This window comes from Nocardiopsis sp. NPDC007018, from assembly GCF_040635075.1.
In the GTDB taxonomy this organism is placed as follows: Bacteria; Actinomycetota; Actinomycetes; order Streptosporangiales; family Streptosporangiaceae; genus Nocardiopsis.
The window spans coordinates 72,103-87,332 of record NZ_JBEYHA010000013.1 but is presented as its reverse complement, the minus strand read 5'-3'; the positions used below and the strand labels follow the sequence as shown (position 1 = coordinate 87,332).

The window sequence follows — 15,230 nt, the reverse complement described above, 5'->3', positions numbered from 1 at the left end:
CAAAAATATCCGAATCGTCCCAGGTCATCGCACGCGGGGGCTCGTTTCCACGCCCACGGGGCGCGCCCGACTCAGCCGACGGCTGCGCCCTGCCCGGTGTTCGGGCGCACCCGCACCAGTTGGGCCAGCAGGGCCAGGACCGGCAGTTCCACGAGCGGGCCGACCACGAGGGCGACCGCGATCAGGGGGCGGTCCGGGAAGGCCGCCACCGCGATGGCCAGCGCGATGGGGGAGTTACGGGCGACCGTGACCATGGTCAGCGTCACCCGCTGGTCGGCGGGCAGCCGCAGCGCCCGGGACAGCCCCGTCGCGACCAGCGGCAGGAGGACGAAGAAGACCGCCAGGGGCGCCAGCAGGGCCACCAGGGCACCGAGGTGGTCCACGACCGTCCTCGCCTGCCAGGCGAACATCGCAAACACGGCCACGTACAGCAGCGGCAACACCAGGTTCCCGGCCGGTCCTGTGACACGGCGCTCGCGCCAGTCGGCGTCCCCGAACCGGGCCGACGCCCACCGCACCAGCATCGCCACCGCCAACGGCACCACCAGCACCAGCAGCACCGCCTCCGCGAGGGTGCCCGCGTCCACCATGGCGGCCCGTCCGCCCAACAGGAGCACGTACACCGGCAGCAACAGCAGTTGGAGGACCAGGTTGACGGGCAGCAGGGCGGCGGCTATACCCGTGTGCCCCCGTGCCATCGCGGTGAAGACCAGGTACCAGTCCGTGCAGGGGGTGACCAGCAGCAACAGCAGGCCGATGCGCAGGTCCGGCTGCCCGCCGAGCAGTCCCGCGCCCAGAGCCCAGGCCAGCGCCGGAGTGAACACGAAGTTCAGCACCAGACTGGCCGCCACCAGGGTCCGCGCCCGCCCCGCCTCGCCCACGTGGGCCGCGTCCATCTGGACGAACACCGCGGCGAGCATCACCAGCAGGGCGGGCAGTACCACGTGCTCGGCCGCCGGGCCGATCGGCAGCAGTAGGCCCGCGACCAGGCCCGCCGCCGCGGCCAGGGCCACGAACAGACTCTGGAGGCGTTCGGCGATCGACATCGGTTCAGTGCTCCTTGGCGGCGGGATCGAAGGCGCCCGGGATCAGGGCGGCCTCCCCGGCGGGGGAACCGGGGTCGGGACGGTGGTCGGGGTGGACGGACGCGTGCAGGTGCACACGGTGGGCCCTCGAGTCGGCTGGAAGGACAGCCGCTGGTGCGGGCCCGGGCGCGCGGGTGCCGATCACAGGGCGGCGAGGAAGTCCAACAACGCCCGGTTGACCTCCTCGGGGCGTTCCTGCTGGGTCCAGTGGCCGCACCCGGGCAGGGTGAGGTCGGCGCGCAGCCGTGGGACGATCCGGCGCAGCGACGCGCGCAGCTCGGGCACACCGCGCAGCGTGGTCACCATGTCCCGGTCACCCACCGCGTACAGGGCCGGGACCTCGATCCGCAGCCCCTCGAAGGCCGCCATCAGCCCCTGGTTGCGGTCGATGTTGCGATACCAGCCGAGAGGGCCGGTGAAGGCGTCCGGGGCCGCGTAGTCCTCGGCGAACACGGCCAGGTCCTCGGCGGTGAGCCACCCGGGCAGCTCATCGGGCTCGGGCAGGCTGTCCAGCAGCCCCACGCCCTCAGGGACGACCCAGGGCCGGGGCCGGTGCGCCCCGGAGGCCCCCACCAGCATCCGCCGCAGGAACGCCGCCGGGTCCGCCGCCAGCTCCGCCTCGGCACGCCCGGGCTCCTGGAAGCGGACCTGGTAGTAGCCCTCGCCGTAGGCGCGGCGGGACGACGCGATCGAGGGCACCCCCGCGGGCGGCACCGGGGGCACGCTCAGCCCCGCCACCGCGCGGACCAGGTCCGGCCGGAGCAGCGCCGCCGTCCAGGCGACCACCGCGCCCCAGTCGTGGCCGACCACCACGGCGTCCTCGGCACCCAGGGCACGGATCAGCCCGGTGACGTCGCCCACCAGGTGGGGCAGCGCGTACTCCTCGGGGGAGGGAGCGCGGTCGCTGCGGGCGTACCCGCGCTGGTCGGGGGCGACCACCCGGTACCCGGCGTCGGCGAGGGCGTCGAACTGGTACCGCCACGAGTACCAGCTCTCGGGGAAGCCGTGCAGCAGCAGGACCAGCGGCCCCTCACCCTGCTCGGCGACGTGCAGGCCGAGGCCGTTCACCCCGACGCGGTGGTGCCTGACGTTCAACACGACTCCTCTCGTGCCCCGAGGGGGCGGCGGACCGGTCCGGCGGGGCCAGCCTAGGGGAGCGGGGAGGACGGGCTCGGCTCACCGGAGCGGGCCCGCCGGGTTCGGGCCCGATCAGGTCTGGTGCCGCCCCCGATCAGGTCCGGACGGTGCGCTGGGGGACGATCACCGGGGTGCCCGACACCGGGTCGGTGAGCACCGCGGCCTCCACGGAGAACACCTCGCGCAGCAGGTCCTCGGTCACCACCTCGGACGGCGGCCCCTGGGTGACGATCCGGCCCGCCCGCATGGCCACGATGTGGTGGGCGTACCGGCAGGCCAGGTTGAGGTCGTGCAGCACCATCACCACGGTGCTGCCCCGCTCGCGGTTGAGGTCGGCGACCAGCTCCAGTACGTCCAGCTGGTGCGCCATGTCCAGGTAGGTGGTGGGCTCGTCCAACAGGAGCAGGTCGGTGCGCTGGGCCACCGCCATGGCGATCCACACCCGCTGCCTCTGGCCGCCGGACAGCTCGTCCACGTCGCGGTCGGCGAGCTGGTCGGTGCCGGTCGCCCGCAGCGCGTCGTCCACGGCCGCGTGGTCGTCCTCGCCCCACTGCCGCCACCAGCTCTGGTGCGGATGGCGGCCCCGGGAGACCAGGTCGCGCACGGTGATGCCCTCGGGGGAGGTGGGGGACTGCGGCAGCATGCCCAGCACCCGCGCGACCTCGCGGGACGGGGTCCTCGCCAGGTCCCTGCCGTCCAGGAGCACCGTGCCGCCGGAGGGCTCCAACAGCCGGGCCAGTCCGCGCAGCAGCGTCGACTTGCCGCAGGCGTTGGCGCCCACCACGGTCGTCACCAGGCCGTCGGGGACCTCCAGGGACAGGCCCGGCACGATCGGTTCCCCGCCATAGCCCAGGCGGAGGTCGCGGGCCTCCAGACGGGTGGCCCGCCCCCCGCCCCGGTTCTCGGTCTCGGTCATCGGGCGGTACCTCTCGATCCACGGCGTCGCTGCAACAGGTACAGCAGGTACGGGGCGCCGACCAGCGCGGTGAGCACGCCGACCGGGAGCTGCACGGGCAGCGCGGTGCGCGCCACCGTGTCGGCCACCAGCACCAGGGCGGCGCCGATCAGCGCGGACAACAGGGGCGGGATGTCGGGCACGGCGGCGATCCGCCGGGCGACCTGGCCCGACACCAGGGCGACGAAGGCCACCGGCCCGGCCGCCGCCGTCGCGAGCGCCGCCAGGCACACCGACACCAGCAGCAGCGTCCCCCGGGCGCGCCCGGTGCGCACGCCCCAGCCGGCGACCACGTCGTCCTCGAACAGCAGGGCGCGGTTGGTGTGCGCCATGACCAGCGCGGCGGGCAGCAGCACCGCCAGGCCGAGGCCGACCGGGAGGGCGTCGTCCCAGGAGCGCGTGTTCAGGCTGCCGGTGAGCCACACGGCCGCGCGCTGGGCGTCGTGCACCTCCACCACGGTCAGCAGGTACTGCGTGAACCCGGTCAGCGCCGCCGACAGCGCGATCCCGACCAGGAGGAGCCGCCGACCCCGCAGCGACTCGTCTTTGGACAGCAGGAAGATCAGCGCGGCGGCGCCCAGGCCCCCGGCGAGGGCCGCCACCGGGATCGGGACGACGCCGACGGGGCCGCCCAGCGTTCCCACGGCGATCACCCCGACGGCGGCGGCGGAGGCGCCCGCGCTGATCCCGAGGACGTCGGGACTGGCCAACGGGTTGCGCAGCACGCTCTGGCTGAGCCCGCCCGCCAGACCGAACGCCCCGCCGACCAGCACCGCGAGCACCACGCGCGGGAGCCGGACCTCCAGCACCGCGTAGACGGTGTTCTCCGCGCCCCGGCCGTGCAGCGCCGCCCACAGTTCGGCCGGGGCCGTGGGCCGGTCCCCCAGGCTCAGGGCCACGAGCGCGGCGACCACCACCACGGCCGCCGTGGCCAGGGTCGCCGCCACCACGCGCACGCGCGGCCGGGGTCGGGGAAGCAGGTCGAGGGCGCGGTGAGGACGGCCTCCGCGCACGGTGGCGGTCACAGGCCACGCTCCTTGGTACGCCGGGTCAGCCAGAGGAAGAAGGGGGCTCCGACCAGGGCGGTCACGACCCCCACCTGGAGTTCGCCGGGACGCGCGACCAACCGCCCCACGACGTCGGCGACCAGGAGGAGCAGCGGGCCGAGCAGGGCTGCGCAGAGCAGCAGCCGTCGGACGTCTGCGCCGACCAGCGCCCGCGCGATGTGCGGGATCACCAGGCCCACGAAGGCGATCGGCCCCGCCAGGGCGACGGCGGTGCCCGAGAGCAGGACCACCGCCGCACCGGCCAGCAGACGGGTCCGCGCGACCCGGACCCCCAGGGCGGCGGCGGTGTCGTCGCCCAGCGCCATCGCGTTGAGCGAGCCGGAGACCAGCAGGGCCAGCACGGCTCCCGCGACCATGAAGGGTAGGGCGGGCGGCAGCACCCCGGCTCCGGGCATGGTCAGCGCCCCGACCACCCAGAACCGGTACTGGTCCATGGTCGAGGCGCTCAGCAGCACGGTCGCTGAGGTCACCGCGCCGAGGAACGCGGTGGTGGCGGCGCCGGCCAGGGTCATGTTGACGGGGGTGAGGCCCTCAGGGGAGCGCCGGGCGAACGTGTACACCGCGGCGGTGGCCAGCGCGGCTCCCAGCAGGGCGAGCAGCACGCGCGGAAGGCCCGCGCCCAGGCCGAGCAGGGCGCTGCCCGCGACCACGGCGACCGCCGCCCCGGCGGAGATGCCCAGCAGCCCGGGATCGGCGAGGGGATTGCGGGTCACGGACTGGGCGAGCACCCCGGCCGCGCCCAGGCTCGCCCCGACGAGCAGGCCCAGCAGGGTCCGGGGGAAGCGCATCTCCCAGATGACGGTCGAGGCCACCCCCTCACGGCCGAACAGCCCCTGGAGCGTCTCGGCCGGGGACAGCACGCGCGTGCCGACGGCGAGGCTGACCAGGGCGGCGGCGACCAGCAGGACGAGGGCGCCGAGCAGGACCGTGCCGGTGGGCGCGGTCCTGCCCGGCGTGAGGGAGCGGAGTGTCACCGGAGGCTGTCGGCGATCTCGGCCAGGTCGTCCAGCACGTGCTCGGCGCCGGTCACGCCCAGCCCCAGGTACCAGGTCTCGTCGGGGATCTCCCGGACCAGGCCGTCCTCGGCGACGGCGGGTACCTCGCCCCACAGGGGGCCGTCCACGACGTTGGCCTGCTCGGTGGAGTCGGCCTCGCCGTAGGTGCCCCAGAGCACCCAGTCGCCCTCGGCGAGGGTGATCTCCTCGGGCGAGATCTCCAGGGCCAGTTCGTCGATGTCCTCGGCCTCGGGACGGTCAAGGCCGACGTCACGGAGGAGGACGCCGATGAAGGAGTCGTTGCCGTACAGGCGGGTGCGCCCGGCCATGAACCGCAGCATGGACACGGTGGGGACCTCGCCCGCGTTGGCCTCGACGATCGACGCGCCGACCTCGCGGGCGCGCTCCTCGTAGGAGTCGAGGAGATCGCGGGCCTGCTCCTCCTCGCCCAGGGCGTCCGCGTTGAGGAGGAAGTTCTCCTTCCAGAGCACGCCCGGTCGGGGCGCCAGGACGGTCGGGGCGATGTCCTGGAGGCGCTCCTTCAGCCCGTCGTCGTCGATCCGGAGCGTGGTGCCCAGGATGAGGTCGGGCTCCAGGTTCTTGATCTGTTCGAGGTCGAGCGCGTCGTAGGCGCCCAGGTCCACCGCGTCGCCGACCTCCATGTAGTCGGGGGCGATCCCGGCGTCGGCGGGGTGCGCGATTCCGACGGGCTCGATGCCCAGGGAGAGCACGTTGTCCAGCTCACCGGTGTCGAGGACGACGACCCGCTCGGGCTTGGCCGGGATCTCGGTCTGTCCGATCTCGCCGTTGGCGACGAGGTTGTCGACCACACGGGGGAACTCGCCGGGAGCGGCGTCCGTGCCCAGCTGGGCGGCGAGCTCGCGGACGTCCTGGAAACCCTCCTGGCCCGCGGCCACGTTCGACTGGTTGTCGCCGGTGCCGGAGGTGCCGGTGGTGCCGCAGCCGGTGAGCAGGAGCGCTCCCGCCACGAGGGCCGTGGTGAGGGTGGTGGTTCTGGACAAGGGAATCCTCTGATCGCTGATGGGTCGCCACGGGCGGTTCCCCGGAGGGCGGAGGCGGAGCGCGGGGCGGCCTCGGCCGCGCACGGGTCCGTCACCGTGCTGCCCGTGGTCCCGGAGGGCGCACGACGGCACCGGGGTGCCCGAAGAACACCCCGGTGCCCGATTTAGGTAAAGCTAACCTATAAGTCGTGCCCGTCGCCACTCGGGGGCGCCGAACTCCCTGGCCAGCCGGGTGGGGCCGGTCCGGTCATCGGCGGCCGCGAGGCGTCCGTCGCCCCCGGCGGCGTTCCCTGCGGCCCGGGGGGAGGTGTCAGCGCTCGCGACCGAAGGCCCACACCGACAGCGGCGCGAACACCGCGACCAGGGCGGCCGACCACACCAGCGCCAAGGCCACCGAGTCACCGGCGGGGGCGCCGGTGAGCAGGGCACGCGCGGCGTCCATGGCGTGGGTGACCGGGTTGGCTCCCGCCCAGGCCCGCAACCACCCGGGCAGCGTCTCCACCGGCGCGGCCATGCTGGTACCCAGCAGCAGGGGGATGATCGCGACGAAGGTGAGCGCCATGACCGCGCCCTCCTCGCGCAGCAGTACCCCCACGAACACCATCACCCAGCTCAACGCGAACCCGAAACCGACGGCGAGCGCGCACGCCGCCAACGCCTGCCCGGGACCGGTCTCCACCCGGAACCCCATCAGGTGTCCGATCGCGAGCAGGACGAGAACGGTGATCGCGTAGCGCACCAGGTCGGCGAGGACCGAGCCGAGCAGCGGGGCGAAACGGCTGATGGGCAGGCTCCGGAAGCGGTCGTAGACTCCCTTCTTCGCGTCGATGTTGATGGTCAGCCCGGAGGAGAGCATCCCGGCCACGCCCGCGCCCATGACCAGGACCCCGGGGAAGAGGTACTGGAGGTAGGCGCCGGTCGAGCCGGAGACGGACCCGCCGAACAGGTACACGAACAGGACGAGGAACATGCTGGGGGTCACCACGCCGTTCACCAGCGAACCGGGGTCGCGCAGTGACTTGGCGAGGCTCCGGCGGGCCAGGACCAGGCCGTGTCGCAGGAGCGGTGCGGGGCGCGGGGTGGGGCGGTCGGTCTCGGTGGTGTTCACGCGGTGTGCTCCTTCGCGGCGTCGGTGTCGTCATCGGTGCCGGTGCCGGTGTCGTCGTCGTTGTCGGTCCCGGTGCTCGGGGCCGTTCCTGTGAGGGCGTGGAAGACCTCGTCGAGGCTGGGCAGGTGGAGCGAGAACTCGGTCACCGCGATGCCTTCCTCCCGCAGCGCGTCGGCCACCTCCCAGGCGTCGGCGTCACCGCCGACCGGGACCGACAGGACGTGCCGGGTGTTCTCGGGGGGTCGGCCCGCGACCCGTTCCATGATCCGGGCGGCCCGCCCGGTTCGGTCGGGGTCGGCGGTGCGCAGTGACACCGCCTGTCCGCCGACCACGCGTTTGAGTTCGGCCGGTGTCCCCTCGGCGATCACGCGGCCCCGGTCGATCACCGCGATCCGGTCCGCGAGGGCGTCGGCCTCCTCCAGGTACTGGGTGGTCAGCAGGACGGTGGTGCCCTCGTCGGTGAGTGTGCGGACCATGCCCCACAGGTCCTCGCGCCGCCCGGGGTCGAGCCCCACGGAGGGTTCGTCGAGGAACACCACGCTGGGGCGCCCCACCAGGCTGGCTGCCAGGTCGAGTCGGCGCCGCATTCCCCCTGAGTAGGTGGAGGCGGGGCGGGCGGCGTCCTCGGAGAGCCCGAAGCGGGCCAGGAGCTGGTCGGCGCGGGCCCGGGCCTCACTGCGGCGCAGGTCCAGGAGCTGGCCGAGGAGTACCAGGTTGGCGCGGCCGGAGAGCTCGTCGTCGACCATCGAGGACTGCCCGGTCAACCCGATCAGGCGACGCGCGTCGGCGGCCCGGCGCACCACGTCGAACCCGCCGACCGCGGCGGTGCCCTCGTCGGGGCGGGCGAGGGTGGACAGGACGCGGATGGCCGTGGTCTTGCCGGCTCCGTTGGGGCCGAGGACCCCGAGCACCGATCCGGGGCGGGCCGCGAGGTCGACTCCGGCCAGCGCCGTCGTGCGTCCGAATCGTTTGACCAGGCCCCGGGCCTGGAACGCGTACTCATGCATGGCTCGCTTCGCCCTTCCGGAAGATTAAGATGATCTTGTCATTTGGATGTTGAGAGTATCTGAGTGCTCGTGGCATCTCAACGTAGGATGGGGGGACCGAGACGAGGAGGAAGATGGTCCGGCTCAACAGGGCGCAGCAGCAGGAACGCAACCGGGCGCGCGTGCTCGCCGCCGCCCGGGAGGAGTTCGCCGAACGCGGCTACCGCGACGCCAAGATCGACCGCATCGCCCACCGGGCCGACCTCACCCGGGGGGCCGTCTACTCCAACTTCCCGGGCAAGCGCGCCCTGTACTTCGCGGTGCTCGCCGAGGCGGCCGCCCGCGCTGAACCGGGCCACGCCCCCGCGTCCGGCGCTGACCCCGCCCAGGCCCTGGGCACCTTCGCCCGTGCCTGGGTGGCCCGCCTGCCCCTGACCGGCGACGAGGAGCGCGTTGGTGCCGAGCTCATGGGAGAGGTGGCCGCAGACCCACGGGTGGGTGCGGTGTTCTCCCAGCTCACAGCCCTCCAAGCGATCCTGCTCGGCCTGGCTCTGGAGAACCTGGAGGCCGGGTCGGAGCCCGGTCGACGCCGCGTCCGGACGGCCCGGAGCGTCCTGACCACCCTGCACGGAGCCGCGCAGCTGGCCGTCGCGGCGCCGGGGTTCGCGGACCCGTTCACGGTGATCCGCTCCTGCGAACGCCTGGCCGGGCTCGACCTGGAGGACGCCTGGCCCCTCCCGTACGTCGACCACCTCCCCGACGCCCGCGCCGTGGACGAACCGTGGTCCGCTCCCACGGGCGTCGACGTCCTGCGCGGCAAGGCGACCACGGTCGACGACGGCGTCGTGGCGGTGGTGGGGCTGCGCCGACTGGAGGCCGTGGAGGAGGCCCTGCGCGCCGCTCCCGAGGGGGCCCCGGTGACGGTCGTGCCCGTCACCACCGAACCCGCCGAACTCCTGCCGCTGGTCCGGCTGGCGCTGGCCGAGCTGCGGACCTGCCTGGTTCCGGCGTTTCCCGCGCGGTGCTGGGCGCGGCCGGTGTTCGTGCTCGACCCCGGGCTGGCCCTCGCGGCCGGTGCGGCCGATCCCCACGACGACCTCGAACTGGCCCTCCGTGTGCACGGGGGGCGGGTCGTCGCCCGGGCCGAGGGACGGGGCGCCGCGCACGCGGTGGGAGCGTTCGTGCCCGCCGGAAGCGGAGGGCGCGGATCGGCGGGGGGTCGGGCGGCGCGGTAGGCGGCGCCCGGGCCCCTCTCCGCCGGTGCCCGGCCGCGACGGGGTCGCGGTCCAGGCGTGCGGGGCTCCGGGAGCGGGAGCGTGGGTGTCGGCGGCGCGTGCCATGGGGTCCTCCCGCGTCGGCGGTGTCGAGGTTGGGGTGCTCGGGTCGGTGGGTTCGGCCGACCATGAAGTCAACCTAAGTTGACTTCCACCGAAAAGTCAACCTCGGTTGACTCGTGATGGTTCGAAGTGCCGACGACACCGCTGTGGCCTGCTGCGGGACACGCCACACACAGACTGGGACAGGCGCGCCCCCGGTGCGACACTGGGAGGCGCCGGAGACCCCCGCCCGGCCACGAGCGGGGGGTGGGCATGGCAGAGGGGCGCGAACCGGCCGGACCGCTCGGCGAGGGCGAACTCCTGTTCCAGAGCCTCGTCAGGTCCGTGCACGACAGCGGACCCGTGGAGGTGTTGGAGGCCGCCGACCGCTACGGAGCCTCGATCGGCCTCGGCAAGATCACCGTCCACCTCGTGGACCTGCAACAACGGCTCCTGGTGCCGCTCACCGGAGGGCCGATCCTCGACGTGGAGACCACCGTTGCCGGGGAGGCCTACCGCACGGACACCCTGCGGCTCGTCGAGGGCGGCGCCGACGCCCTCAGCCTGTGGCTGCCCCTCAAGGACGGTGCCGACCGCATCGGGGTCGTGCACATCAGGACCCCCTGCATCGACGAACCCACGCTCCGCCGCTGCCAGACCCTGGCCGCGCTGCTGGCGTTGGTCATCACGTCCAAACGCGCCTACAGCGACACCTACGTCCGCCGTACCCGCGCCCGTGACGTGCAGCTACGCACCGAGATGCTGCGCGCCTTCCTCCCGCCGCGGACCCTCGGGACCCGGCGCGGCGTCTCCACCGCCGTCCTCGAACCCGCCTACGAACTGGGCGGGGACGCCTTCGACCACTCCCTGACCCGCGACACCCTGCACGCGGTCATCCTGGACGCCATGGGCCACGACCTCGCCTCGGGGCTCACCGCGTCGGTCGCCATGGCGGGGGCCCGCAGCGCCCGCCGCAACGGCGCCGACCTGGCCGAACTCACCCAGAACGTCGAACGCGCGCTGGTCACCTGGCTCCCCGAACGCTTCTGCACGGCCATCTTCGCGACCCTGGACCTGTCCACCGGCGTGTTCTCGTGGGCCAACTGCGCCCACCCCGCTCCGCTGCTCATCCGCCGCCAGCGCCTGGTGGAGGGCGCCCTGGAACGCACGCCCGAGCTTCCGCTCGGCCTGGACGGGGTGGTGCCCGGCACCACCCCGCGCACCGTCCACCGGGCCGCCCTCGAGCCCGGTGACCAGGTCCTGCTCCACACCGACGGCGTCACGGAGGCGCACGACAGCGACGGGCGGATGTTCGGGCAGGAGCGCTTCGCCGACTTCGTCATCCGGGCCGCCTCCGCCGACGAACCCGCGCCCGAGACGCTGCGCCGGCTCATCCACGACATCCACGAACACCAGCGCGGCAGCTTCACCGACGACGCCACCATCATGCTGCTGGAGTGGACCCCCGACGCCACGGGGCGGGGATGACCGCCGGCGTCGGGCGGCTCACCAGAGGGCGAGGACCCGGCTGGGGCCGCCCGAGGCGTCCAGGCCGGGCAGGACGCCCACCGTGATCACGGCCCCGCTCGGAGGCAGCCGCTCCAGACCGGTCAGGGACTCCAGCCCCCACCGGTCGGCGCGCCCCACCACCTCGTGGGCGGCGAAGTCGGTGGACGCGCCCGGGTCCGTGCTGAGCGTGTCCACACCCGTTCCGGCGATGGCCCGCTCGGCGACCAGGAACTCGCAGGCCTCGGGGGAGAACCCGGGAAAGTGCCAGGAACCGTCCGCGGCCACGCCCCGGACCCGGTCGTCGCCCTCGGCCCAGCGGGCGCTCCACCCCGAACACATCAGGACCGCCGCCCCGGCCGGGATGCGCCCGTGGACGCGTTCGAAGGCGTGGACGTCGTCCACGGTCACCGTCGTGTCGGGGTCCTCGGCGGCCCGGGCCCGGATGTCGATCACCGCGGCCGGGGCGACCAGCTCGGACGGGTCGATGTCGGGTACCAGCCGTCCGCCCCCGATCACGTGTCCCGGCGCGTCCAGGTGGGTGCCGGTGTGCTCGGTCAGGCTCCACCTCTGGAGGTAGATCCCGAACTCCCCCTCGGCCGGTTGCGGTACGACGGTCTCCCGCACCGGTTTCTCGTCGTCCCAGGAGGCCATGCCGGGGGCGATCGTGTGGCTGAGGTCGGCCACCCGGCGAAAGCCCTTCGGCCAGGGGCGCGGCGTGGTGGGCGGGGTCGGCGGTCCGGCGGGCGCGGCGGGTCCGCCGTGCCCGGTTCGGGCCCTCACGGTCTCGCCGGTTCCGTGCAGGCACATGGCGTCCCCTTCGTCGTGGGTCCCTCGGGGCGGCGCCCGCGCGGGTGTGTGGGTATCACTCTCCCAGGCCTCGCGCGCGCGGGCCAGCCAAGGGCGGCGGTTCGGGAGCGCGTCGGCCTCAGGAGGGCGGCGGCACCCGGGAGGAGCACCGTCCGCGTCCCGAGCACCTCGGCGACGGGGCCCGCCAGGGCCTGACCCACCGGCAGCATCGCCACCGACCCCGCCACCTCGTAGGCGTGGATGCGGCCCAGGACCGGACCCGGTACCCGCGTCTGCACGCTGGTCATCCACATCACCCCCCAGAACCCCACGCACGCGCCGCTCACCGCCGCGCCCAGGGCCAGCCACGGAACCGCCGCCCCCAGGCCCACCGCCACCGAGTACGCACCCGCCCCGAAGAGCCCGACCGCCCCCGCGCGCAGCGGGTAACGCGGCCGTACGCGCATGGCCAGCACCCCGCCCAACGCGGTGCCTCCGCCCAGGGCCGCGCTGACCAGGCCGTACACCTGCGGTCCGTGCCCGAGGATGATCTCCGACGAGGTCAGCGGAATCTTGGGCCCCCACAGGGTCACCATGACCACCATCCACAGCAGGATCACCGACCACATCCAGGTCCGCGAGCGGAACTCGTGCCACCCCTCCACCAGATCGGCCAGGTACCCCGGTCCCTCCCCGCGCCGCCGCGCGGGCTCGCGCACCCGGATCAGCCCGAGCAGCAGCGCCCCCACCGCGTAGGTTCCGGCGTGTACCGCGAACACCCCGGCCGCCGACACCGTGGCCACCAGCACCCCCGCCACCGCCGGACCGACCAGCATCGCCAGGGCCTCGGCGGTGCGGATCACCCCGTTGGCCCCCTGCACGTCCCGGACCACCCTCGGCACCACCGAGGCCACCCCCGGCTGGAACGCCCCCGCCGCGATCCCGTTGACCGCCCCGATCAGGCAGATCTGCCAGAGCACCACGTGTCCGGTCAGGAACAGCACGGCCGCCGTTCCCTGCGTGACCACGCGCACCAGGTCGGCGCCGACCATCATCCAGCGCGCCCCCCAACGGTCGGAGAACACTCCGCCGAAGACCACGAACCCCACGAAGAACACGGTGAAGGCGGCCATCGCCAGACCGACCCCGCTCGCGCCCATCCCGTGGGCGAGCAGGCCCGCGGCCAACGCCACCGGCAGCATGCCGTCACCGGTCTTGGCCACCGCCCGCGCCGCGAAGAAGAGGGTGAAGTCCCGTGTCCACACGCGCGGACCGGGTTCCCGCAGTGGTGCCGGTGTTCCGGGCGGCTCCCGGTCCAGCTCTTCCCCTGCCTGGCCGTGCTCCATGGGGCACCCTCCGTCACCCCCGCGCCGGTCGCGGGGGCCTGTGCACCCTACCGGTCCAGACCAGTTGCCTCCAGGGGCTGACGGCCTCGGGAAACACCGCCGACACCGCCGCGATTCTCCTCCCCAACGGGGCACCCGGAGCGGTTGAATGGTGGGCCGTCCACGAGAAGAGAAGGAACCCATGCCCGAACCCAGCGCCGACTGGTGGAAGTCCAGCGTCGTCTACCAGATCTATCCGAGCAGCTTCAAGGACAGCGACGGGGACGGCGTCGGCGACATCCCCGGGGTCATCGAGAAGCTGGACTACCTCCAGCTCCTCGGGGTCGACGTGGTGTGGCTGTCGCCCGTCTACCCCTCGCCCTGGGACGACAACGGATACGACGTCAGCGACTACACCGGCATCGACCCCCGGTTCGGCACCCTGGAGGACTGGGACCGGCTCCGGGACGGGCTCCACGAGCGGGGCATGCGCCTGGTGATGGACCTCGTGGTCAACCACACCAGCGACCGCCACCCCTGGTTCGCCGCCTCACGCGCGGGCGACGAGGACAAGCGCGACTTCTACTTCTGGCGTCCCGGTCGCGACGGCGGCCCGCCCAACAACTGGGGGTCGGTGTTCTCCGGCCCCGCCTGGACCTACGACGAGGGGCGCGGCGAGTACTACCTCCACCTGTTCAGCCCCTCCCAGCCGGACCTGAACTGGGAGAACCCGAAGGTGCGCGCGGCCGTGCACGAGGTGGCCCTGTGGTGGCTGGCGCGCGGCGCGGACGGGTTCAGGATGGACGTCATCAACTTCGTGTCGAAGAACCCGGCGCTGCCGGACGGGCCGGTGCGCGGCGAGTACGGTGACTTCACCCGGCACGCGGTGAACGGGCCGCGTCTGCACGAGTTCCTGCACGAGTTGCACGAGACCGCGTTCACCGGACGCGACGTGCTCACGGTCGGTGAGATGCCGGGGGTGGGCGTGGGCCAGGCACGCGTCCACACCAACCCGGTCAACCGCGAACTCGACATGGTGTTCCAGTTCGAGCACGTGGACCTGGACCACGGACCGGGCGGCAAGTTCGACCCGCGCCCCCTGGACCTGGCCCGGCTCAGGGCCTCGCTCAACCGCTGGCAGGCGGGGCTCGACGACCACGGTTGGAACAGCCTCTACTGGAACAACCACGACCAGCCGCGGGTGGTCTCGCGCTTCGGCGACGACGGGCGGTACCGGGTGGAGTCGGCGACCGCGATCGCCACCACGCTGCACATGATGCAGGGCACCCCCTACGTCTACCAGGGCGAGGAACTGGGCATGACCAACGCCCACATGGACGACATCGCCGACTACCGCGACCTGGAGACCCTCAACCACCACCGTGCCGTGGTGGGGTCCGGGCGGGTCGACGAGGCGACCGCCATGGCCGCGATCGCCCGGATGAGCCGGGACAACGCGCGCACCCCCATGCAGTGGACCGCGGGAGAGAACGCCGGGTTCACCACCGGGACGCCGTGGATCGGCGTCAACCCCAACCACACGCGCGTCAACGCCGAGGCGGCCGTCGCCGACCCGGGGTCGGTCTTCCACCACTACCGCCGACTGATCGCGCTGCGCAAGGAGCACGCGGTGATCGCGCGCGGGCGGTTCGCGCCGTTGCTGGAGGAGGATTCCAGGATCTACGCCTACACCCGGGCCTACAACGGCCAGACGCTGCTCGTCCTGGCCAACTGGAGCGACCGGGAGGCGGCGGTGGACCTGCCCGAGGACGTGGTGGGGCCAGAACCGGAGCTGCTCATCGGCAACCTGCCCGATCCCGGGTCGGTCCTGGACCCTCTGCGCCCGTGGGAGGCCCGCGTCCACCTCGGCCGCTGACGCTCCGGAGCACCGGACCCGCGCCCGCACCCGGCCCGTGAGTACTGTGTGGGGCAGCCGATC

General features: G+C 73.5%; 13 protein-coding genes. 3 read left to right on the top strand and 10 right to left on the bottom strand.

What is annotated here, in order from left to right; all coding sequences use genetic code 11:
* Positions 1-71: 71 nt before the first annotated feature.
* The 8 genes from ABZ635_RS09905 to ABZ635_RS09870 all read right to left on the bottom strand — a co-directional run bounded on the left by ABZ635_RS09905 (position 72) and on the right by ABZ635_RS09870 (position 8,376).
* Positions 72-1,046 carry a bile acid:sodium symporter gene (locus tag ABZ635_RS09905; protein WP_357761707.1) on the bottom strand — a complete coding sequence of 325 codons (975 nt, stop codon included), beginning with the start codon at positions 1,044-1,046 and terminating at the stop codon, positions 72-74.
* A gap of 180 nt (positions 1,047-1,226) precedes the next feature.
* Positions 1,227-2,180: an alpha/beta hydrolase gene (locus tag ABZ635_RS09900; protein WP_357761704.1), complete on the bottom strand. Its 954-nt coding sequence runs from the start codon at positions 2,178-2,180 to the stop codon at positions 1,227-1,229.
* Positions 2,181-2,316: 136 nt separating this feature from the next.
* Positions 2,317-3,138, bottom strand: a complete 822-nt coding sequence (locus ABZ635_RS09895; RefSeq protein WP_357761702.1) for an ABC transporter ATP-binding protein — start codon at positions 3,136-3,138, stop codon at positions 2,317-2,319.
* Positions 3,135-4,202, bottom strand: a complete 1,068-nt coding sequence (locus ABZ635_RS09890) for an iron ABC transporter permease (RefSeq protein ID WP_357761699.1) — start codon at positions 4,200-4,202, stop codon at positions 3,135-3,137. The genes ABZ635_RS09895 and ABZ635_RS09890 overlap by 4 nt, the downstream gene beginning before the upstream one ends.
* Positions 4,199-5,218 (bottom strand): iron ABC transporter permease, encoded by a 1,020-nt coding sequence (locus ABZ635_RS09885; protein WP_357761695.1) that lies wholly within the window; start codon positions 5,216-5,218, stop codon positions 4,199-4,201. The genes ABZ635_RS09890 and ABZ635_RS09885 overlap by 4 nt, the downstream gene beginning before the upstream one ends.
* Entirely contained in the window at positions 5,215-6,261 is a 1,047-nt protein-coding gene (locus ABZ635_RS09880) for an iron-siderophore ABC transporter substrate-binding protein (protein WP_357761692.1), read from the bottom strand. Before ABZ635_RS09880 ends, ABZ635_RS09885 begins: the two co-directional genes overlap by 4 nt.
* A 310-nt stretch (positions 6,262-6,571) precedes the next feature.
* The gene (locus ABZ635_RS09875) at positions 6,572-7,369 is read right to left on the bottom strand and encodes an ABC transporter permease (protein WP_357761689.1); all 798 of its coding nucleotides are present in this window, start codon (positions 7,367-7,369) and stop codon (positions 6,572-6,574) included.
* The gene (locus ABZ635_RS09870) at positions 7,366-8,376 is read right to left on the bottom strand and encodes an ATP-binding cassette domain-containing protein (RefSeq protein WP_357761686.1); all 1,011 of its coding nucleotides are present in this window, start codon (positions 8,374-8,376) and stop codon (positions 7,366-7,368) included. The genes ABZ635_RS09875 and ABZ635_RS09870 overlap by 4 nt, the downstream gene beginning before the upstream one ends.
* A 113-nt stretch (positions 8,377-8,489) precedes the next feature.
* On the opposite strand from ABZ635_RS09870, the gene ABZ635_RS09865 reads away from it, so the two are divergent.
* Both ABZ635_RS09865 and ABZ635_RS09860 read left to right on the top strand, forming a co-directional pair.
* Positions 8,490-9,590, top strand: a complete 1,101-nt coding sequence (locus ABZ635_RS09865; protein ID WP_357761683.1) for a helix-turn-helix domain-containing protein — start codon at positions 8,490-8,492, stop codon at positions 9,588-9,590.
* A gap of 354 nt (positions 9,591-9,944) precedes the next feature.
* Entirely contained in the window at positions 9,945-11,159 is a 1,215-nt protein-coding gene (locus tag ABZ635_RS09860; RefSeq protein ID WP_357761680.1) for a PP2C family protein-serine/threonine phosphatase, read from the top strand.
* An 18-nt stretch (positions 11,160-11,177) separates the two neighbouring features.
* Here ABZ635_RS09860 and ABZ635_RS09855 read toward each other — a convergent pair whose 3' ends face one another.
* Positions 11,178-11,987 carry a cyclase family protein gene (locus tag ABZ635_RS09855; RefSeq protein WP_357761677.1) on the bottom strand — a complete coding sequence of 270 codons (810 nt, stop codon included), beginning with the start codon at positions 11,985-11,987 and terminating at the stop codon, positions 11,178-11,180.
* Positions 11,957-13,312 (bottom strand): MFS transporter, encoded by a 1,356-nt coding sequence (locus ABZ635_RS09850; protein ID WP_357761674.1) that lies wholly within the window; start codon positions 13,310-13,312, stop codon positions 11,957-11,959. Before ABZ635_RS09850 ends, ABZ635_RS09855 begins: the two co-directional genes overlap by 31 nt.
* Before the next feature lie 181 nt (positions 13,313-13,493).
* Here ABZ635_RS09850 and ABZ635_RS09845 point away from each other — a divergent pair, with 181 nt between their 5' ends.
* A complete protein-coding gene (locus tag ABZ635_RS09845; RefSeq protein ID WP_357761671.1) occupies positions 13,494-15,167 on the top strand; it encodes an alpha-glucosidase in 1,674 nt (557 codons plus the stop codon).
* The last annotated feature ends 63 nt before the right edge of the window (positions 15,168-15,230 follow it).

What these genes read in the sequence shown, in the direction of transcription:
- ABZ635_RS09905 (WP_357761707.1), bottom strand. Translation starts at nt 1,046, where the DNA reads ATGTCGATCGCCGAACGCCTCCAGAGTCTGTTCGTGGCCCTGGCCGCG.
- ABZ635_RS09895 (WP_357761702.1), bottom strand. Translation starts at nt 3,138, where the DNA reads ATGACCGAGACCGAGAACCGGGGCGGGGGGCGGGCCACCCGTCTGGAG.
- ABZ635_RS09870 (WP_357761686.1), bottom strand. Translation starts at nt 8,376, where the DNA reads ATGCATGAGTACGCGTTCCAGGCCCGGGGCCTGGTCAAACGATTCGGA.
- ABZ635_RS09865 (WP_357761683.1), top strand. Translation starts at nt 8,490, where the DNA reads ATGGTCCGGCTCAACAGGGCGCAGCAGCAGGAACGCAACCGGGCGCGC.
- ABZ635_RS09860 (WP_357761680.1), top strand. Translation starts at nt 9,945, where the DNA reads ATGGCAGAGGGGCGCGAACCGGCCGGACCGCTCGGCGAGGGCGAACTC.
- ABZ635_RS09855 (WP_357761677.1), bottom strand. Translation starts at nt 11,987, where the DNA reads ATGTGCCTGCACGGAACCGGCGAGACCGTGAGGGCCCGAACCGGGCAC.
- ABZ635_RS09850 (WP_357761674.1), bottom strand. Translation starts at nt 13,312, where the DNA reads ATGGAGCACGGCCAGGCAGGGGAAGAGCTGGACCGGGAGCCGCCCGGA.
- ABZ635_RS09845 (WP_357761671.1), top strand. Translation starts at nt 13,494, where the DNA reads ATGCCCGAACCCAGCGCCGACTGGTGGAAGTCCAGCGTCGTCTACCAG.